The organism is Paraburkholderia phymatum STM815 (genome assembly GCF_000020045.1).
GTDB lineage: Bacteria > Pseudomonadota > Gammaproteobacteria > Burkholderiales > Burkholderiaceae > Paraburkholderia > Paraburkholderia phymatum.
In genome coordinates this window covers 1,304,601-1,324,155 of the sequence record NC_010622.1, presented here as the reverse complement: position 1 = coordinate 1,324,155, position 19,555 = coordinate 1,304,601, and the positions used below count along the sequence as shown (strand labels likewise).

The following is a 19,555-nucleotide window of genomic DNA, read 5'->3' as shown; positions in this document are numbered from 1 at the left end:
GTGAAGCCGCGGGCGTGCAGGGCACGGAAGGCGCTCGCGTTCGCCGTGTTTGTGCGCGCTGGAAGGGAGTGTTTCCACGCAATGGGTTAATTCCCGGCGCGGGAACCAGTAAAGTGGTTCACGTGCGCGGCGGTTCCCTTCGCGCGCGAGAGAGCTTCCCCCGGTCGCCGCACCCGGCGACCGGGGTTTTTTTCGATTGCTCCGTTTTTTTGACGCGCGTAACGTGAGGCTGCCTCTTGAGAACAGGCGAGCTTTTTGTCGAGCCCCGCGCCGCTCCGATCACGTCCGGCCGGGGCTTCTTTTATGGCCTTCTCTTATGCGTTCAGGTTTTGCGGCGAGAACGTGACACGTGACTGACCACTGCCGCATTCCCGTCGTACACTCCCTTCCATCATCCAGAATCGCTGCGAAGGGGGAACCGCTCCATGTCGGACGATAGGCTCAACACCAGACGGCTTCGCGACCCCGCGAAATCGGACCTGCTGCATCTGCTGGACGGCGTCGAGCAGTTCAGCGACGAAGTGTTTCCCGCCACCCAGGCCTTGTTCGAGAGCCTCGCCCAGGGGCAGGCACCGCACACGCTGTTCATCACGTGCGCCGATTCGCGCGTGTCGCCGGAAATGATTACGCAAACGCATCCGGGCGAGCTCTTCGTTTGCCGCAACATCGGTAATATCGTCCCGGCTTACGGCGAGATGCTGGGCGGTGTATCGGCTGTCGTCGAGTATGCGGTGATCGCGCTCAACGTGCGGCAGATTGTGATCTGCGGGCACAGCGACTGCGGCGCGATGCGCGGCCTCGCCGGCACGGCGCCGATGACGGCGGAAGAGATGCCTACCGTCAACGCGTGGCTGCGCAACGCGGAGACGGCGCGCAGCGTCGTGCAGGCGCGCAATGTCGATAGCGAGCATCGGGTGCAGGCGCTCGTCGAAGAAAACATCCGGCTGCAACTGATGCATCTGCGCACGCATCCGTCCGTCGCTGGGCGGCTTGCGCAAAAACGGCTCGACGTGCAAGGGTGGGTGTACGACATCGGCCACGGACGCATCGCCGTGTTCAACGAGGACGACGACCGCTTCGAGAGCGTGGCCGAGGCGCGCGGAAGGCTTCAGCAACAGCAGGGCGGTTGAAGATCGCGATTGGGCGTCGTCGGCAGGCGAGACGATCGATGGCCGCACCCGCCCGTCGCCTGACGAGTCTTCAGTCGCTTCAATCACCCATCGCCGCCGCGCGCCGCAAAAATCCCATTGCGCGCTCGTTGTCGAGATACGCGGTATTGAAGCGTACCCACGGCGTCGGCTCGCCGTGCGGCCGGTAGTAGCTGCCCGGCTGCACCGTGATGCCGGCCTGCGCCGCCTCCGCGACGAACACCTCCGAATTCGGCACGCCGGGCACGCGCGCCCACACGAGCGTGCCGCCGCAGGGCTCGTCGAACACCTGCCAGCCGATCTCGGAAAGCAGTTCCACGGCCGTCGAAATCGCACCGTTCACGCGGCGTCTGAGCCGCTCCAGATGCTTGCGATAGGTGCCGCGTTCGAGCAGCGCCGCGACGACGCGCTCGCTAAAACGCGTGCCCCCCAGGCTTGTGAGCGCCTTCACTTCGACGAAGTGTTTGATCAGTCCCGCTTCCGCCGCGATGTAGCCGAGCCGCAGCGACGACGACAGGCTCTTTGAGAACCCGCCGATGTACAGCACGCGCGTCAGCCGGTCGAGCGACGCGAGGCGCGGCGTCGGGATCGCCTGGAAATCCGCGTATACGTCGTCTTCGACGATCATGAAGTCGTGTTCCTGCGCAAGCTGTAGCAGCCGGAAGCCGACGTGCGGCGCGACGTTCGTGCCCGTCGGGTTGTGAAAGACGGTGTTGAGGAAGAAAAGCTTCGGCCGATGCGCTTTCAGCAGCGCTTCGACGGCGTCGACATCGGGCCCCGTCGACAGGCGCGGTACGCCGATCAGCTCGATCCCTTGCAGTTTGAGCAGCCCGAACAGGTTGAAATAGCCGGGATCTTCGACGAATACCGTGTCGCCGGGTTTGAGCAGCATCCGCACAACGAGGTCGAGCGCCTCGCTCGCGCTGTTCGTGACCATGATGTTTTGCGGCTCCGCGGCGACGCCGACGAAGGCAAGGCGCTGTTCGATCTGCAGCCGCAACACCGGGTCGCCTTGCGGGATCGCATAGTCGATCAGGCTGCGCGCGTCCGTGCGCGACGCCTGGCGAATGGCCTGCGCGATGCCTTCGACGTCGCGCCATGCTTCGGGGATAAAGCCGATCGACAGGTTCAGCACCTCGTCGGGGCGCTCGAACTGCCGCAGGATCTGATCGGACTCGGGCGTCGCGCGAATCGCATCGAGTCCGCGCGTGGCGCGCGGCGCTTTTTCGAACTGTTCGGCGACGTAATAGCCCGAGCCGTGCTTGGGCTGGAGCAGGCCGCGCGTGGCGAGCCGGTCGTACGCCTCGATGACGGGGAAGCGGCTGATGTTGTGCTCGGCCGCGAACTTGCGGATGGACGGCAGCCGCATGCCCACGCGCAATTCGCGCGACAGGATCAGTGCTTCGACCTGGCCGACGATCTGTTCTGTCAGCGGGGTGGCCGTTGCGACGTCGAGGGTGATTTTCATTCGCCTCCCGTTCAAAGTGTTCGCGCAAGTTTGCCGAACACTTCGCGCAAATTGATCGAAAGTGTTCATTCCAGTTCTCGCAGTTTACCGGAACAATAGGCGCAACGAGTTAGTTTGTTCGCATGAATGTTCAATAGAAAACCACGTTAAATCAGTGGCTTATTGGGCATTCAACAAATTCGTCTTCCGCTGGTGAGAACGAGCGAACACTTTAACTGTTGGTGCAAAATCGGAACTGTACCGACAGAATTTTCCGAGGCCGTGCAAAAAGATACGGCCCAGCAGAACCTGAGAGAACGGCAGCAAGCGGAACCTGAGAGAAACAACGAACAGCGGCCAACCACGAGAACCCGGCCTGACCGCACAGACCCGATCCACCTTCAGGCGCGCTCCCCTTCGCGGGAGCGCCTGTTTTTCGTGTCGAAAGGCGTCTGTCTGCGGCGTGAGTACGACACTCGGGCACGTCGGTTCGGGAACAGCGTGGCAACCGCGCAGCGGTCGCGATCGGCGGCAGCATGCTGAAAAGCGGGTGGATGAACCGGTCGATAACAACACATGCATCTGACTGCACCGGAACGGATCAAGAAGCCGCGACGGGTGCCGGATCCACGACGGGGAACGGGGCCACATTTTCAAGCCTGTTGCGCTCATCGTCCGCCGCCATCGGCGCGGCGATGCTGCCCGCCACACGGCTTCGGGTTTCTGGCGCCGGGCGTGAAAGAACTGGCCACTTTGGTGGGCAGCTTGTTAAGCAGTGCAGATTGAACGCTAACCCAAGGAGATTGAAATGACGACCCAAACGCAGGTTCAGCAGATGCAGCCGCAACAGCAAACGCAAACCCAGTCGCAGACGGACCGGCAGGACGAAAAAAGGATCACGGTCGTGGTCAAGCCGCGCAAAGCACGGCCCGTGCTCATTCCGGTTCACCTGTAATCGACCAGCCGGCACCGTCGCGTGCCGGCCATGAACGGAGGCTGTCGCGATGGACGACATTTTTGAACCACAGGCGTTTGTGCTGGCGGGAAAGTGTCTCAGCACGTCGCCTTCGCTCATCATCGAAGACGACGCGCATCAGTATGAATTTCCGGCATCGGTCGACGGTGAAGACGCTGTGCCTCTCATCAGCGCGCTGCGCTCCGGTGTGAAGGCGGAGGAGGTGTTGGTCCGCTACTCGCCGTACGAACGAAAACTGTTCGACCGTCTGAAGGAACTGCAACTGGTGCGCGCGGTAAAGCCCGCGCTGGCGCGCAGCGGCCTCGACGTGCTGCTCGAACTCGAAGATCTCGCCAACGAACTGCTATACCGCACGCTTTATACAAACGTGTTCTGGGAAAACTGCGCGTCCGCGAGCACGTGCGAAGACATTCCCCTCAACGTGATCCACGGCATGATCGTGGAGAACTACCATTTCCTGTTTCGCGAAAGCTACTTCGACGCGCCGGTGCTGTCGTACGTCGCCAATACGGGCGTGCGGCTCGCAATGAACGAGTTCTACGCGGAAGAGTACGGTCACGATGAACTGCTGCTCAAGGCGCTGAACACGCTGGGCGTGTCGCGCGAAGATCTGGCGCGCACGGTGCCGCTGCCGCAAACGATGGCGCTGTGCAATGCGCTCGCCTTCTGGGCGCATAGCGATCCGCTGTTCTTCTTTTCGACGCTCGGCATTCTCGAAGGCAAGGACATCAAGCAGGATTCCTTCCTCGATGCCGCCTATCGGATCGGCGTCGATCCCGTGCTGCTCAAGCCTGTGAAAGTGCATTCCGACATCAACTTGAATGGCGCACACGGCAGCCTCACGCGCAAGATCTTTTCGCGCATTCCCGCCATCGCCGATTCGGACGTGCGCCGTCTGCGCGCACAGACGCATCTGTTCATCGAACTCTACGACCAGTTCTACACGGGCATCTGGGAACATTATTCGACGTCGCCGACGCTGTTGCGTCAGCTCGACGTCAGCGGAGACGCATGATGCAAGTCACGACAGCCGCCGATCTTTTCGCCGCGCCGCGCTTTCGCTCCGGCGTGCAGCTGACCGAGGAAGACGATGGCCTGACCGTCGACTATCGCGAGCAGTCGTGCTCGGTGATCGCCGGCAAGCGCGGCGCGCTCGGAGCGTTCGTCGAATCGCTCAGACGCGGCGACACGTCGATTCCCGAACTCAAGCGCCGACATACCGAACTCGCGCCGGAAATCGACGGGCTGATCGAGGAGTTCGACAGGCTCGGCCTGTTGACGGAAAGCGCGTTTCCCGAGCCGCAGGGGTGTCTGTCCGGCGAGGAGTTCTATCACCGGCTCAGGACCTTCGCCTCGGAGACGATTGCCGCGAAGTCGAAATCACGGCTCTATCAGGGGCTGTGCGACCGCACGCTGCCGAAGAGCGCGCTGATCGGCTATGCGCTCGAATACTTCTATATCGTGCGCGAGGCGCCGGGGCTGATCGCCCCCGCGCTCACGCACGCCGCGCCTGTCAAGGTGCAGAAGTTGCTGCAAGGCTTTCTCGCCTCCGAACTGAATCACGACGACATGCTGCGGCAGTCCCTGCGCGCCGTCTCGATTCGCACCGACAATCTCGACGGTCTGGTGCCGCTGCCCGCCACGTTCGCGCTGTGCGCATCGTTGGGCGTGTATGCGCGCCAGCATCCGTTGAGCTTTAAGTCGCTGCTGTTCCTGTTCGAGCAGCCGAGCGTCAGCTTTCATATCGAACTGGCGAACTATTGCCGGGAGAAGGGCATCCCCGAGGGCTTTTGGCGCCCGATCGCCCGTCACGCGTCGATCAACGACGAGTTCGATCACGAAGACATCTCGCTCAGCCTGTTATCCGAAATCGAAGCCGTGTCGCCGGAAGAGCAGATGACGGTCAAGAAGCACGTGATGCTCGCCATCGAAACCATGGTGCTGCAGGAAAACCAGATTCTCGATTTCTACGGCAAGCAGCCCGTCGTCACACCGCGCATCTTTGCCTGAGAACGGTCATGGAACGCTGGGATATCGATCGATACAGACGGCCGGCGCTGGTGCCGTGCGAGGTCTCGTCAGGCGGCGAGGTGTTGACGATCGGCATCGCCGACGACTTGATCGACCTGTCGTTCGAAGGCGTCGCTCGTGACGAAGTGGCCGGCGTCGTCGAGCAGTTGATGCGGCCTTCGTCCGACGTCTGGGTGAAGCTGAACGAAGGTGAATGCCCCGCGTGGATTCGCGCGTTGACCGAGCAACTGGACGCGCTGTCGCTAATCGAAGAGACGGATTGCGGAATCGCCAGCGTGACGTCCGACACGGAGCGTGCGATCGCGTTGTGCGCGCAAGTCGGGCGACGGCTCGCCGTCGTCGTCGAGAAGCGCCTCGCGATGTACAAGGACGTGCTCGCCGCCGTGCACACGATGCTCGCCGACAACGTGCAAGACCGCGAGCAGGCAGCGTTTCCGTTCTCGAACGAAGAGGCAGGCCCGCTCGCAAACAATTTCGCACTGCAGGCGCTGTATTTTCAGCTGGCGTATGCGCGCCGGAACGCGCCCGAACTCTTGATAGCGTGGCAGCGCGTGCTGGCCGAAGTGTTTGCGCATCTGCGCTGGCATCCTGCGACCGCGATCGCGCAGGACACCACGCGCGACGGTATCAACCGCATCGCATCGCTCGATTCAACCGATCTGCAGATGTACCTGCTGTCGTTCGCGCATTTCGTCGAGATCGCGCCGCTGCGCGTCGGCCGGCGCGTCACGTCGGCGCCGACAGACAACCTGCGCGAGCCATGCAGCGGCCTCGTGCTCGCCGCGCGCGCGGAGCGTCTGCTGCTCAAGGCGCTCGATGGTCTCGGCGGCAATGTCTATGCATCGGCCGCGCTCGCGAGCGACGCGATCACGCCGCTCGTGAAAGGGCTGTATATCGAGCAGTATCACGTTACCGACCGCTTCGTCGAAATCCTCGGGCCACTGCTGTCGCGCCGTCTGAAACGCAACCTGCGCACACGGCTCTTTCAGTACTTTCAGGAAGAGTACGGCCATGAAGCGTTTGAACTCGCCACGTGCGTCGCGCTTGGCGTGAACGAAGCCGACGTGCGCGCATCGGTGCCGCTGCCCCTCACCGCGCTTTATATCGATGCGTACACGGTGCTCGCGGATCGTCTGCCCACGGCGTTCTTCACGTCGATCATGGTCACGGAAGGCTTGCGCGACCAGCGCAGCCCTGTGCATGAGCACATCGCCGCACTCGTCGAGCGCGCGCTGCATGCAGGCGACATCGTCGTCAAGCATGGCGAGACGAACGACGAGCTGAATCATCCGAGCCTGTCGCGTCTTTTCCTCGCGGACGTTCCGTTCGTGACGCCGCAGGAGCAGCGAGACAGCCTCGATGCGGCGCTGTTCATGCTCGAAGTGAACGTGCGGCAGCTCGAGTCGGTCGCGTTCTTCTATGGCGATCAGACGCAACTGCGGTTTCATGGATTGCACGAAGGCAGGAGGCCGCTTGAAATCTGAGCTCGAGTCTGGGGGCAGCGTCGAGCGCGCGGCGAACGGGGCAGCGCGCTTCGCGTCCGTCAACCCCTGGTGGGCACAGTTTCTCGACGCAGCAGGCCTCGACATGACAGGCGCGCGTGGCGACGGCTGCTACATCGAAACGGCGGACGGCCGCACGTTGCTCGACTGTCTCGCGGGCTTCGGCACGGCGAACCTGGGCCATGCGCATGCATCGTTGCTCGCGCGTTTCGCCGACGCATTACAGCAGACGTCGGTGAACGTGTTTCCGTTCGAATGCGCGGAGTCGCAGCGCCTGCTCGCCGACAAACTGATCGCTCTTTCAGGCCGGCGTTTCGGGAAAGTGTTCTTCGCGACCACGGGCGCCGAGGCCGTCGAAAGCGCCGTGAAGTTCGCGATGACGAGCACCGGGCGGCCTGATGTCGTTGCGTTTCGCGACGCGTTCCATGGCCTGTCGATGTTTTCCTCGTTCATGACAGGCAATCGATTCTGGACGGAGGCGCTGCCATGGAAACCGGGCAACGTCCATCACGTCGACGCACATAATTTCGCCGCGCTCGAAGACATGCTGGCGAGCCGCAAGGTCGCCGCCGTCGTGTTCGAGCCTGTCGCGGGTTCGTCGTCGGCGCAGCACTGGAACGCGCACACATCGGCGCGACTCGCCGCGCTGTGCCGCGCGACGGGAACGAAGCTGATTGCCGACGAAGTCTATTGCGGGCTCGGCCGCACGGGCACCTGGTTCGGCATCGACGCGATCGGCATGCGCGATGCGTCGGCGGCGCCCGACATGATCGTCGTCTCGAAAGGCCTGACGGGCGGGCTGGTGCCGCTGGCGGCCGTGCTGCTCGGCGACGCCGACTTCGATGCCGTGTTCGGTGTGCCTGGCAAGGCGAAAGTGCAAGGCTCGACATTCGGCGGCAACCGGCTCGCGATGCACTGCGGTCTGATCGTGCTCGATCTTGTCGAAAGGGAGCGGCTCGTCGGCAACGCGGCTGCGATGGGTGCGCTGATCGAGGCGCGCATCGCGGCGCGTTTCGACGGGCGCGTGACGGTGCGTGGCAGGGGCCTTGCGCTCAGCCTCGCGCTCGACACTGAGTTCGCGCCGCCGTTCGGCAGAAGCATGTCCGACGTATGGCTCGATCTGATGGACGGTGGCGTGCTCGCCATGCCGAATTCCGCTGCACCGGATTCGCTGCGCCTGTCGCCGCCGCTGATTTTCGGCGTGGATGAAGTGGACTTTCTGATCGACCGACTCGACGAGGCGCTACAGCCATGAATGGAAACAATCAAAAGGAGGAGGGCGCCGGCTACGGCGCGCTGCTCCTGGCGCTATGCTGGTGGGGCCTGATGCCGCTGTACTACTGGTATCTGAAGGAGGTGAGCGCACCGGAGATGCTCGCTCACCGCGTGTTCTGGTCGTTCGCGGTGCTGTCGGCTGCCATCGCGCTCAAGCCCGCGTTGCGGCAGCAAATGGGCAACTGGCGCTCGTTCGTGCTTGCGCTGGTGCCGGCCGTGCTGCTGTCGGCGAACTGGGTGGTATATATCCTCGCGTCGGTGACGGGCAATGCGCTGCAGGCGAGTCTCGGCTACTTCCTGAACCCGCTCGTGTCCGCGGCGCTCGGCATCGTCTTTCTGAACGAGCGGCTCAGCGGGCTGAAAGCGGTAGCGCTCGCGCTCGGACTGGCTGGCACCTTCGTCCAGTGCTACGCGCGTGGCGGCGTGCCCGTGTTCGCCGTCATGCTAACGGTCACGTTTTCGCTACTCGGCCTTGCGCGCAAGGTGTGGCCGACGCGCAATGCGATCGTCAGCACGTGGCGCGAGACAGTCGTGATGATGCCGTTCGCGCTCGGCTATTTCGGCTATCAGACGTGGCATCATGCGCTCGCGTTCACATCGAATGGCATTGACGCGTCGGTGCTGATGATGATGGCGGGGCCGCTGACGGTGGTGCCGCTTGCACTCTACGCGTATGCGATGCCGCTGGTGTCGCTGACGGAATCGGCCGTGATGCAATATGTGACGCCGGCTGTGACCTTCGTGCTGGCGCTCACGGTATTCGACGAGCGGCTCACGGCAGTCGACCTGACGGGGTACGGCCTGATCTGGTGCGGTCTCGCGCTCGCGACCTACGCGACGGTCCGGCGCCGTCGTCTGACGCTGGTCGTCGCGCCGGCAAACGCGCCGGCAAACGCGGCGCCAAACGCGGCGCCAGCGACCCACGGCGCACAAACCATGCAGGGCGCGCAAGCGTCGGGCCCCGGGGGACTGAACGTGACTTTTCTGTCTGCTCACGCACCAGCCCACAAAAAGACGCCAGCTTGCGCTGGCGTGAATAGGTTCTGGCATTCCGAGGGCCGTCCAGAACCTGAGAGACGGTGCGGACAATCTGACGCATGAAGCGTGGAAACGGGAATCGGGTCAGGTGCGCCGGGTGCCATACCGTGCACCTGATGCATGCCGGTGAGTGTACCCCCAGTCAGCAAAATGAGCTTGCAAAATATGCGAATTAGTTGGGGCCTGATCGTGCGTTTGCGCACAAAGGGTTCCGTAAGGAAAGCCCTCAAAGGGTTCCTTCGCGTACTCGCCTGCCGGCGTCCATACCATCGCTTTCGCTACCGGGATCGATCCTGAAAAAGAACATATAATCAAAGGCCGCGACCACGCCGGGCGACGGGTGCCCCCATGTCGACGAACGAACAATGCGCCGCGAGGGGAGTAGTCAGGGAAGGGACGTGGCCGTCGTGATCGCGCTGTCGATGGGACTTGCTTTTCTGTCTCCGGCGGCCATGTCAACGATATGGCGCGGACGCAAGCGCGTGATATGGCTCCCCCGTCGCGGGTTTCCCTTCAAGCTTGTATCCGACGACACGTTGCGTGAAAGCCGTGCCGACGGGCCGCCAGGACGATAGCGGCGCGCGCCCGCGTCACAAGCGTGGGCGGCGCGTGGTTCGTGTCGCAGTTTTGATCCGGATATCACAGGGGCTCGATAAGAGCCGCGCAATTTCATGACAAGTTCTTCCGGCTCATACGACGACGAGCCGTTGGTATCGATAAGCATGGCGGGCGCTTCCGCCGACGCCTACCGCATCAGCCCCGCGCACTCTGGCGCGCGGTCCGATACGCGTTCGCCAGCACGTGCGACCGCACGTTGGGTCGCGCCTGGCGAAACCGTCGACATTCATGGCCTCGACGTGTCGGGAGGCTTGTTCTATACGGGCGACGTGCAGCGCTCGCATGCCGATTCGATCGAAGCCTGCGTGATCGACGCCCGCTTCGACGTCGCACGAGAGGGCGCAAATCCGTCGGCGGGATTGGGCAGCGTGGCGCTCAGCTATGACGGATTCACGCCTGAGCAGCGTCGCACGTATCTCGAATGGCTCGCGTCCGACCGGAGAAAATCGGACATCAACACCGGCTATCTGTTTTTCTATCTGTACGGCCTGGAGCGGCGGGTACTCGTAGACGGCGCGGCGGGCAAGGTCGGCGCCGACGAATTCAATGCGATCGGGAAGGAACTGCGCCGCCTCATCAATCTCGATGCGAACTACGGCTGGCAAAAGCACGTGCGCGCACTGATCGACGCGCTGTCGCTGATGGCATCGCGGCACACGCGCATGTACCTGCAAGCCGCGCCCGACGGGCTCGCGACGGGTTATCAGGTGCCGCTGAACGTGCGCGTCGCGTTCGGCCAGGCGGCGCTCGACCAGCATCCGCTGCCCGCCGACTGGGCGCTCGCATGGGTCAAGCTCGATCCGATGATGGTGCGGCGCACGGCCGTGGCGCGATGTCCGGAGGAATTCGACCGGGTGTTCACGCGGCAGTATCGCGACCGGTTCGGCGACGGCATGCTGCTTCCCGCGAACCGCACGAAGCTCGATGCTTCGCCGCAACCGTCGTTCCGCGCGCTGAAGAACGTACCCACGCCGGGCTTTCTGGTCGGCTTGCCCGATATCGCCGCTGTCAACGGCACCCGCAACAAGCTGCAACTGCTGATGCACGAAAGCGCTGCCGCGCTCGATGCGTATAGCCGCTATCTCGGCCGCTATCCCGAGGCGCAGGGCACGCTCGAAGCGACGCTGACGCTGCCGCCCACGATGTGGCCGCAGGCGACCCACGACGCGATCGATGCGCTCGCCGCCGAAATCACGGGCGCGACTGCTGTCAGCACCTTCGGTGCGCTGCTGGCGCGCTTCAAGTCGGGCGGCAAGATGACGCGCGACAAGGCGGTCGTGTTCACGACGGCGCTCGCGGAAGCAGGCATTGCCGTCGAGCCGGACGTGCGCCTCGGCGCGCGCACGCCGAAGCCGACGGACGCGGTCGCGCTGTTCGCCGTCGAGCCGGGCGCCGATCCGCTTGCCATCGACGACGCATACGACGTCGCGACGATCATCGTCGATCTGGCCGCGACCGTTGCGCGCGCGGATGGCGACGCGACGCAGCGCGAGACGGCTGTGATCGAATGGCAGATCGACCAGTGGCCGCATCTGTCGGACGAACAGCGCAAGCGCCTGAAAGCGCGCAACCTCGTGCAACTCGCGCAGCCGACGGCAAGCGCGGGGCTGAAGAAGAAGCTCTTGCCGCTGTCGGAGGACGTGAAGGCGACGATCGCGTCGTTCCTCGTGCATACGGCGAACGCCGACGGTGCCGTGTCGCGCGACGAAGTGCGCCTGCTCGAAAAGGTGTACCGGATGCTCGGCATCGATCCGCAGCGGCTGTACACCGATCTGCATCAGCATGCGAGCGGTGCGCCTGCCACGCCGGCGCATGGGGGCGCGACGCCGTCGAAAAAACATGCCGACGCGCCCCGGGCAGCCGCCCCGAAGCACGCGTTCGTGCTCGATGCCACGCGGATCGCCGCGCTCAAGGAAGAGACGGCACGTGTCTCGTCGATGCTGGCCGATGTGTTCGTCGAGGACGCGCATGCGGCACATACGTTACATGCGTTACATACGTCACAGGCAAGCCCGCACGTTGTCGCCGCGCAGTGGAATGCGCCGGATCGCGCCAGGGAACAGCACGTGCTTGCAGCACTTGCAGACACGACGCCAACGGCACGCGGCGATAAACCGACGTCCGCACCCGAAGCGCCGGAAACACCGCAAGCATCTCACGCAAACGAAGCGCCGTTGCTGGGTCTCGACGACGCGCACTCGTCGTTCCTGCGTCTGCTCGTCACCCGCGCATCGTGGTCGCGCGCCGAACTCACCGATGCGGCGTCGCATCTCGAACTGATGCTCGACGGCGCAATCGAACAGGTGAACGAGGCGTCGCTCGACCGTTGGGACGAGCCGCTCACGGACGGAGACGATCCCGTCGAAATCAATCAGGAAGTCGTACAAAGGTTGGCTGCATGACAACGATCCGCCCCAGGGACCGCGACGCGGTCCTGCAATCCCTGCGCGCCGGCGTCGTGCCGCGCATCGGGCAACATCTGATCCAGGTCGGGCGTGCGCGTGAACTCGAAGCGCTGCTGAAGGATATCGAGCGCGTCGCGGACGGTGGCTCGGCGTTTCGCATCGTCGTCGGCGAGTATGGCGCGGGCAAGACCTTCTTCCTGAACCTCGTGCGCGCCATCGCGCTGGAGAAGAAGCTCGTCACCGTGCACGGCGACCTGAATCCGGACCGGCGTTTGCATGCGTCGGGCGGCCAGGCGCGCTCGCTGTACGCGGAACTCGTCAAGAACATGGCGACGCGCACCAGGCCCGAAGGCGGCGCGCTCGCGGGGGTGGTCGAGAAGTTCATCGCTCAGGCGAAGACGGAAGCGAAGGCGACGGGCCGCAGCAGCGACGCAGTGATCCGCGCGCAGCTCTCGCAACTGACGGAGATGGTCAACGGCTACGATTTCGCCGACGTAATCGCCGCATACTGCAAAGGCTTCGAGGAAGGCAACGAGAAGCTCAAGAGCGATGCCGTGCGCTGGCTGCGCGGCGAGTTTTCGACGCGCACCGATGCGCGCCAGGCGCTCGGCGTGCGCACCATCGTCGACGACGCGAGCATGTACGACCAGTTGAAGCTGCTCGGCCGCTTCGTGCGGCTCGCGGGCTACAGCGGCCTGATGGTGTGCCTCGATGAAATGGTGAACCTGTACAAGCTCGCCAACCTGCAGGCGCGCCATGCGAACTACGAGCAGATCCTGCGCATCCTGAATGACTCGCTCCAAGGCTCGGCGGAAGGGCTCGGCTTCGTGCTGGGCGGCACGCCCGAGTTTCTGCTCGACACGCGCCGCGGTCTCTACAGCTATGCGGCGCTGCAGTCGCGGCTCGCGGAAAACGCGTTCGCGGCCAACGGACTCGTCGACTACAGCGGCCCCGTGATCCGGCTCGCCGCGCTCACGCCGGAAGACTTTTACGTTTTGCTCGACAAGCTGCGCCTCGTCTACGCGTTCGGCGATGAGAGCAAGACGCTCGTGCCCGAAGAGGCAATTCCCGCGTTCATGGCGCATTGCGCGACGCGGCTGGGCGAAGCGTACTTCCGTACGCCGCGCACGACGATCACCGCGTTCATCAATTTCCTCGCGGTGCTGGAGCAGAATCCGTCGGCGGATTGGCGCGAGCTGATCGGCAGCATGGATATCGAACGCGACACGGGCGGCGCGGCCGACATCGTCAACGACGCCGCTTCCGATAGCGACGATGAGCTTGCCAGCTTCCGGCTCAACTGATTCGCGCAGCTTCGACCTGCTCGACGAGCGCATTCGCCGCTGGATCTGGCGCGAAGGCTGGACCGAGCTGCGCGATGCGCAGGAGCGGGCCGTGCCCGCGCTGATCGACGCCGATCGCGATGTCATCATCGCGGCAGCAACGGCCGCCGGCAAAACGGAAGCGGCGTTTCTCCCCATTCTGTCCAATCTGCTGCGCGACGCGCCATGCCGCGGCTCGGTGCTGTACATCAGTCCGCTCAAGGCATTGATCAACGATCAATGGTCGCGCCTCGACGGCCTGTGCGAAGCGCTGCAGATCCCCGTCACCGGCTGGCACGGAGATGTATCGTCGGGCCGCAAGCAGCGTTTCGTGAAGAACCCGACGGGCGTGCTGCTGATTACGCCCGAATCGCTCGAAGCGATGTTCGTCACGCGCGGCGCGTCGCTGGCCGCGACCTTCGGCGCGCTGCGCTATGTCGTCGTCGACGAGCTGCATGCGTTCATCGGCTCCGAGCGCGGCATGCAGTTGCAGTCGCTGATGCAGCGCGTCGACCGGGTGTGCGGGCGCCGTGTGCCGCGCGTTGGTCTGTCGGCGACGCTCGGCGACATGCGGCTCGCCGCCGGATTTCTGCGCCCGAAAGGCGCAGCGAGCGTGCAGATCGTCGAGTCGGCTGAGGCCGGCCAGGAACTCAAGATTCTCGTCAAAGGCTATGTCGAGAAGCCGCCGCGCATCCAGTCCGAGCCGGGCATCGAAAACCCCGGCCTCGAAGATGTCGTGCCCGCCAGCACGGTGGACGTCGCGAATCACATGTACAAGGTGCTGCGCGGCTCGAACAATCTGATCTTTCCGAATAGCCGACGCCAGGTCGAGTTGTACGCCGACCTGTTGCGCCGCGCGTGCGAGCGAGACGGTTATCCGAACGAATTCTGGCCGCATCACGGCAGCCTGTCGAAGGAGTTGCGCGAGCAGACCGAACAGGCGCTGAAGAAGGGCGACCGGCCTGCTAGCGCCATCTGCACGACGACGCTCGAACTCGGCATCGACATCGGCGCGGTGAAGAGCGTCGCGCAGGTGGGGGCGCCGCCGTCGGTGGCAAGCCTGCGGCAGCGGCTCGGACGCTCGGGCCGGCGCAAGGGCGAAGCGGCGATTCTGCGCTGCTATTGTGTCGAAGCCGAGTTGCACAGCGGCTCAGATCTGTCGGACCGGCTGCGCGAGAGCCTCGTGCAATCGGTGGCGATGGTGAACCTGCTGCTGCGCGGCTGGTTTGAACCGCCGCGCGCGGGCGGCATGCATCCGTCCACACTGGTTCAGCAGATCCTGTCCATCATCGCCGAGCGGGGCGGCGCACGGGCGAACGAACTGTGGGACACGCTCGTCGCCCAAGGCCCGTTCGGCGCGATCGACAAGGCGACGTTCACGGCGATCTTGCGCGGTCTCGGCGCGAGGGATCTGCTCGTCCAGGAAGCGGGCGGCTTGCTGCTGCATGGCACGGCGGGAGAGCGCCTCGTCAACCACTACGCGTTCTACGCATCGTTTTCTACCGACGACGAGTTTCGCATCGTCGCGGGCGCGAGGGTGCTCGGCTCGGTGCCCGTGTCGCGTCCTCTGGCGCCGGGGCAGGGCCTCGTGTTCGGCGGGCAGCGCTGGCGCGTGCAGGAAGTGGATGCCGCGAAGAAGACCGTGTACGTGAAGCCCGATCAGGGCGGCGTGCCGCCTGTGTTCGACGGCAACGGTTCGCTCGTGCACGACGAGGTGCGGCGCGAGATGTTCAATGTGCTGAAGGACGGCGCGCCCGTGGTGTTTCTCGATTCGACGGGTCGCGAACTGCTCGAAGAGGCGCGCCGCTATTTCGCTTCGAACGAACTGGCGACGCGCGCCGTGTTCACGCATGGCGGCAACACGGTACTCGCCACCTGGTCGGGCGACTGGATCAACGATGCGCTAGTCGTGCTGCTGCGCGCCGAAGGGTTTGATGCGTGGAATCAGGGGCCGACGGTGAGCGTGCGCGTTCAGGGCGCCGCTTCGGTGAAAGACGCGTTGCAACGTCTCGCGGCGCTGACGCCCGCGCAGACCGCGGACGCCTTGCGCGCGATCGGCAACATCGACAACGAAAAGTGGGACTCGACCTTGCCCGATGACGTGAAGCGCAGCGCGTATGCGTCGCTGCGGCTCGATTTGCCGGGCGCGCAGGCGCTGGCGCGGCGGCTTGCTGCCGCGTGCGAGTGAGCGGGCTGCATGAAACCCGTCGGCACCTCGTCGCCGCATGTGCAACCGCGTGCGCGCACATCAATTAAGCGGTAGCATACAATTCTTTGCGCATCGAATGGCTTGCGAAACGCGCGCTGTTTCCGCGAACTTTCGGCACGTCCGCGCAGCACACAACTACAGTCCCCATGTCGAATCATCCCCAGACGAAGCGTCATCTCGTCATCGCGGCCGTCATGGCTTCGATGGCGATGGTGGCCATCGAGGCCACCATCGTCTCGACGGCGATGCCGCAAATCGTTACGCAACTTGGCGGCCTGCGTCTTTACAGCTGGGTCTTCTCGTCGTTCCTGCTCGCGCAGACGGCGATGACCGTCGTGTTCGGCAAGCTCGCCGATCTGTACGGCCGCAAGCCGACCGTGCTGGTCGGCATCACTATCTTCCTGATCGGATCGATCGGCGCGGGCTTTGCGTGGTCGATGCCCGCGATGATCGCGTTCCGGCTGATACAGGGCATGGGCGCAGGCGCGATCCAGCCGGTCACACTGACCATCGTCGCCGATCTGTATCCGGCGCGCGAGCGCGGCAAGATCCAGGGCTATCTGGCGAGCGTCTGGGCGATCTCGGCCGTGATCGGTCCGATGGCGGGAGGGCTGCTGATCCGCGATCTGTCGTGGTCGTGGATCTTCTGGATCAACGTGCCCATCGGCATTCTGGCCGCGTCCGGCTTCATCACGTACCTGCACGAAGAAAAGCGCCATCAGCGTCCGTCGATCGACATCATGGGCGCCGTGCTGTTCACGATCGCGATCGGCGCGCTGATGATGGCGCTCACGGACGCCGGCTCGGAAACCGATGGCCGTGCGCTGTTCGAAGTCGCGTTGTGCGTCGTGGCGGGGGCGTGGTTCGTGTGGCACGAGCGGCGCGTGTCCGAGCCGATGATTTCGTTCGCGCTGTGGAGCCAGCGGCCCATCGCCGCGTGCAATGCGGCGACTGTGATGTCCGGCATGGCGCTGATGGGCCTCACCACCTTCCTGCCGATGTATGTGCAGGGCGTGCTGCATCAATCGCCTGTGATCGCGGGCCTCGCGCTGACGATGGTGATGCTCGGCTGGCCGTCGGGCGCAACGTTTACCGCGAAGTCGTTCCACCGGCTCGGGCTGCGGCGCACGATGGTGGCGGGCAGCTTCTTCCTGCCGCTCGGCGCGATCGCGTTCGCGTTGCTGCAGCCGGACGGGTCGCCCGTCACGGCGGGCGTGGGGTCGCTGGTGATGGGACTGGGCATGGGTATCGTCAGCGTCAGTTCGCTGATCCTGATCCAGGAGATCGTGCAGCCGCTGCAACGCGGTTCGGCCACGGCGTCGAATCTGTTTTCACGGAATCTGGGCAGTACGCTCGGTGCGGCGATCTTCGGCGCCGTGCTGAATTTCGGGCTGAGCCACTTCAAAGGCATGTCGATCACATCCGACCAATTGCGCTCGCTGCTCGACGCGACGCCGGGCGCGGCGCAGGCCGCGCTGTCGGGCAACGACATGGTGCGCGCGGCGCTGCATCACTCGCTGCACCTGACGTTCCTGTCGATCTTCGTGATCTGTGTCGGTGCCGTGCTGTCGGTGATGATGGTGCCGCACATCAAGATCGGCGGACAGCCGCGCGAGACGTCGGCAGCGGCGCATCTGTCCGAGATGTGAGGATGCGTGACCCGGGTGAAGCGTGCATCACGACGCTTCGCCTGACGATTCGATCCCTTCCGCCATTCCCTCTGCTTCCGTCGCGAGCCACTGACTGAACGCGCGCATCGCGGGCGACGCAGGCTTCGCCTTTTGCCAGGTGAGCCAGTAGCTGCCCGTGTGCACGTGAATAGCGAACGGGCACGCAAGGCGTCCCATCGACAGATCACGTTCGAACATCGATGCCGGCGCCAGCGCGACTCCCGCGCCCTGCATGGCCGCTTCCACCATCAGCCGCGACGAATCGAAGACGGGCCCGCGCACGGGGCGCGGCGCAAGGCCCGCTGCTGCGAACCAGCTCGCCCAGTCGTCGGCGCGATACGAGCGCAGCAATGTTTCGCCGGCGAGATCGGCGGGCGTGTGCAGGCGTTGCGCGATCTCTGGCGTGCAGAGCACCGACAGCGGCGCGTCGAAGAGCTTGGACGCACGCGACCCAGGCCATGTGCCGTCGCCGAAGCGGATCGCGAAGTCGAGACCTTCCGCGCCGAGATCGACCAGGTTGTTATTCGTCATCAGGCGCAACTCGACGAACGGATGCGCGTCACGAAACGCTTTCATGCGCGGCATCAGCCAGCCTACTGCGAAGGTGCCGACCGCGCCGACCGTCAGCACCTCGTGAAAATGCCCGCCTTCGAACTGCCGCAGCACGGCTTCGATGCGATCGAATGCGTCGCTCAGCACGGGGCGTAGCGCGAGCCCTTCATCCGTGATCGCGAGTCCGCGCGGCAGGCGCTTGAAGAGCGTCGCGCCGAGGCGCTCCTCGAGCATCCGCACCTGTTGGCTCACGGCTGCCTGCGTGACGTTCAATTCGAGCGCGGCTCGCGTGAAACTCAGATGCCGTGCCGACGCTTCGAACGCGCGCAGCGCATTCAGGGGCAGATAGGGACGCATGTTCGAGTCATAAGATTTTCTGGGTCATCGAGCAATTTATCATCGTTTGTCAGCCCGCCGGGGAGACGCGATAGTGGCGGCTCTTCAAGGAGGAGCAATGGTTACGAGGCGGGCTTTCACTATCGCGTTGGGGGGTGGATTGGCGGGTATTGCGGTTCAGGCATTCGGCACCGCTGCGGCTGCGTCCGCACAGGGTCGCGCGGCGCATGGCGGCGCGCTCGACAAGCGGTTCGCGCAGATCGAGGCGGAAACGGGCGGCCGTCTGGGTGTCGCGATCCTCGATACGGCAAATGGCCAATTGCAAGGCTGGCGCGCCCGCGAGCGCTTTCCCATGTGCAGTACGTTCAAGTTCCTGCTCGCGTCGGCTGTGCTGATGCGCAAGGATCAAGGCAAAGAACAACTTGGGCGCAGGATCGTGTACGCGAAGGATGCGGTCGTCGCCAATTCGCCCGTCAGCGGCCCGCGTGCGGGCGGCGACGGGATGACCGTGTCGGAACTGTGCGAAGCGGCGCTCACGCGCAGCGACAACACGGCGGCGAATCTGTTGCTGGAGAGCATCGGCGGGCCGCCGGCGCTGACGGTGTTCGCGCGCGGCATCGGCGACGGCGTTACGCGGCTCGACCGCAACGAACCGACGCTCAACGAGGCGATCGAAGGCGATCCACGCGATACCACGACGCCCGCCGCGATGATTGCCGACATGCGCGCGATGCTGCTCGGCGAGCATCTGTCCGCTGCGTCGCGCCAGCATCTCACGGTCTGGCTCGTTGCCAACAAGACGGGCGACACACGGCTGCGCGCGGGCTTGCCGCCGGACTGGCGCGTCGGCGACAAGACGGGCACGGGCGAACGGGGCACCTCGAACGATATCGCAATCGTCTGGCCTGCGGGACGGCCGCCCGTTCTCGTCGCGGTGTACCTGACGGGCGCGACGCAGACCAGCGCGGCGCAGCGCGATGCGGCGATCGCGAAAGTGGGGGCGCTGGTCGCGCATCTCTGAACGAT

14 protein-coding genes are annotated in these 19,555 nt (G+C 64.4%); 12 read left to right on the top strand and 2 right to left on the bottom strand.

What is annotated here, in order from left to right:
• The first annotated feature begins 425 nt into the window (after window positions 1-425).
• Window positions 426-1,130, top strand: a complete 705-nt coding sequence (locus BPHY_RS05965) for a carbonic anhydrase (protein WP_012400579.1) — start codon at window positions 426-428, stop codon at window positions 1,128-1,130.
• Window positions 1,131-1,209: 79 nt separating this feature from the next.
• Here BPHY_RS05965 and BPHY_RS05960 read toward each other — a convergent pair whose 3' ends face one another.
• A complete protein-coding gene (locus BPHY_RS05960) occupies window positions 1,210-2,616 on the bottom strand; it encodes an aminotransferase-like domain-containing protein (protein WP_012400578.1) in 1,407 nt (468 codons plus the stop codon).
• A gap of 787 nt (window positions 2,617-3,403) precedes the next feature.
• Here BPHY_RS05960 and BPHY_RS41640 point away from each other — a divergent pair.
• The 10 genes from BPHY_RS41640 to BPHY_RS05915 all read left to right on the top strand — a co-directional run bounded on the left by BPHY_RS41640 (window position 3,404) and on the right by BPHY_RS05915 (window position 17,620).
• Window positions 3,404-3,550 (top strand): hypothetical protein, encoded by a 147-nt coding sequence (locus BPHY_RS41640; RefSeq protein ID WP_157686512.1) that lies wholly within the window; start codon window positions 3,404-3,406, stop codon window positions 3,548-3,550.
• 49 nt (window positions 3,551-3,599) lie between these two features.
• On the top strand, window positions 3,600-4,586 hold the full coding sequence (locus tag BPHY_RS05955; protein ID WP_012400577.1) for an iron-containing redox enzyme family protein: 987 nt from the start codon (window positions 3,600-3,602) through the stop codon (window positions 4,584-4,586).
• The gene (locus tag BPHY_RS05950; protein WP_012400576.1) at window positions 4,583-5,581 is read left to right on the top strand and encodes a heme oxygenase-like domain-containing protein; all 999 of its coding nucleotides are present in this window, start codon (window positions 4,583-4,585) and stop codon (window positions 5,579-5,581) included. Before BPHY_RS05955 ends, BPHY_RS05950 begins: the two co-directional genes overlap by 4 nt.
• An 8-nt stretch (window positions 5,582-5,589) precedes the next feature.
• A complete protein-coding gene (locus BPHY_RS05945) occupies window positions 5,590-7,086 on the top strand; it encodes a hypothetical protein (RefSeq protein ID WP_012400575.1) in 1,497 nt (498 codons plus the stop codon).
• Complete coding sequence (locus tag BPHY_RS05940) at window positions 7,076-8,359, top strand: class-III pyridoxal-phosphate-dependent aminotransferase (protein ID WP_012400574.1); 1,284 nt, start codon at window positions 7,076-7,078, stop codon at window positions 8,357-8,359. Before BPHY_RS05945 ends, BPHY_RS05940 begins: the two co-directional genes overlap by 11 nt.
• Window positions 8,356-9,480, top strand: coding sequence for an EamA family transporter RarD (gene rarD / locus BPHY_RS05935; RefSeq protein WP_012400573.1), 1,125 nt, complete (start codon window positions 8,356-8,358; stop codon window positions 9,478-9,480). Before BPHY_RS05940 ends, rarD begins: the two co-directional genes overlap by 4 nt.
• A gap of 608 nt (window positions 9,481-10,088) precedes the next feature.
• Entirely contained in the window at window positions 10,089-12,437 is a 2,349-nt protein-coding gene (locus tag BPHY_RS05930) for a tellurite resistance TerB family protein (RefSeq protein WP_012400572.1), read from the top strand.
• Entirely contained in the window at window positions 12,434-13,744 is a 1,311-nt protein-coding gene (locus BPHY_RS05925; RefSeq protein WP_012400571.1) for an ATP-binding protein, read from the top strand. The genes BPHY_RS05930 and BPHY_RS05925 overlap by 4 nt, the downstream gene beginning before the upstream one ends.
• The gene (locus tag BPHY_RS05920) at window positions 13,716-15,950 is read left to right on the top strand and encodes a DEAD/DEAH box helicase (protein WP_012400570.1); all 2,235 of its coding nucleotides are present in this window, start codon (window positions 13,716-13,718) and stop codon (window positions 15,948-15,950) included. Before BPHY_RS05925 ends, BPHY_RS05920 begins: the two co-directional genes overlap by 29 nt.
• Window positions 15,951-16,117: 167 nt before the next feature.
• Window positions 16,118-17,620 (top strand): MDR family MFS transporter, encoded by a 1,503-nt coding sequence (locus tag BPHY_RS05915; protein WP_012400569.1) that lies wholly within the window; start codon window positions 16,118-16,120, stop codon window positions 17,618-17,620.
• 27 nt (window positions 17,621-17,647) lie between these two features.
• Here BPHY_RS05915 and BPHY_RS05910 read toward each other — a convergent pair whose 3' ends face one another.
• A complete protein-coding gene (locus BPHY_RS05910; protein WP_012400568.1) occupies window positions 17,648-18,550 on the bottom strand; it encodes a LysR family transcriptional regulator in 903 nt (300 codons plus the stop codon).
• A gap of 97 nt (window positions 18,551-18,647) precedes the next feature.
• Between BPHY_RS05910 and bla the strand changes: the two genes are divergently transcribed.
• Entirely contained in the window at window positions 18,648-19,550 is a 903-nt protein-coding gene (bla, locus tag BPHY_RS05905; RefSeq protein WP_012400567.1) for a class A beta-lactamase, read from the top strand.
• Window positions 19,551-19,555 lie beyond the last annotated feature (5 nt).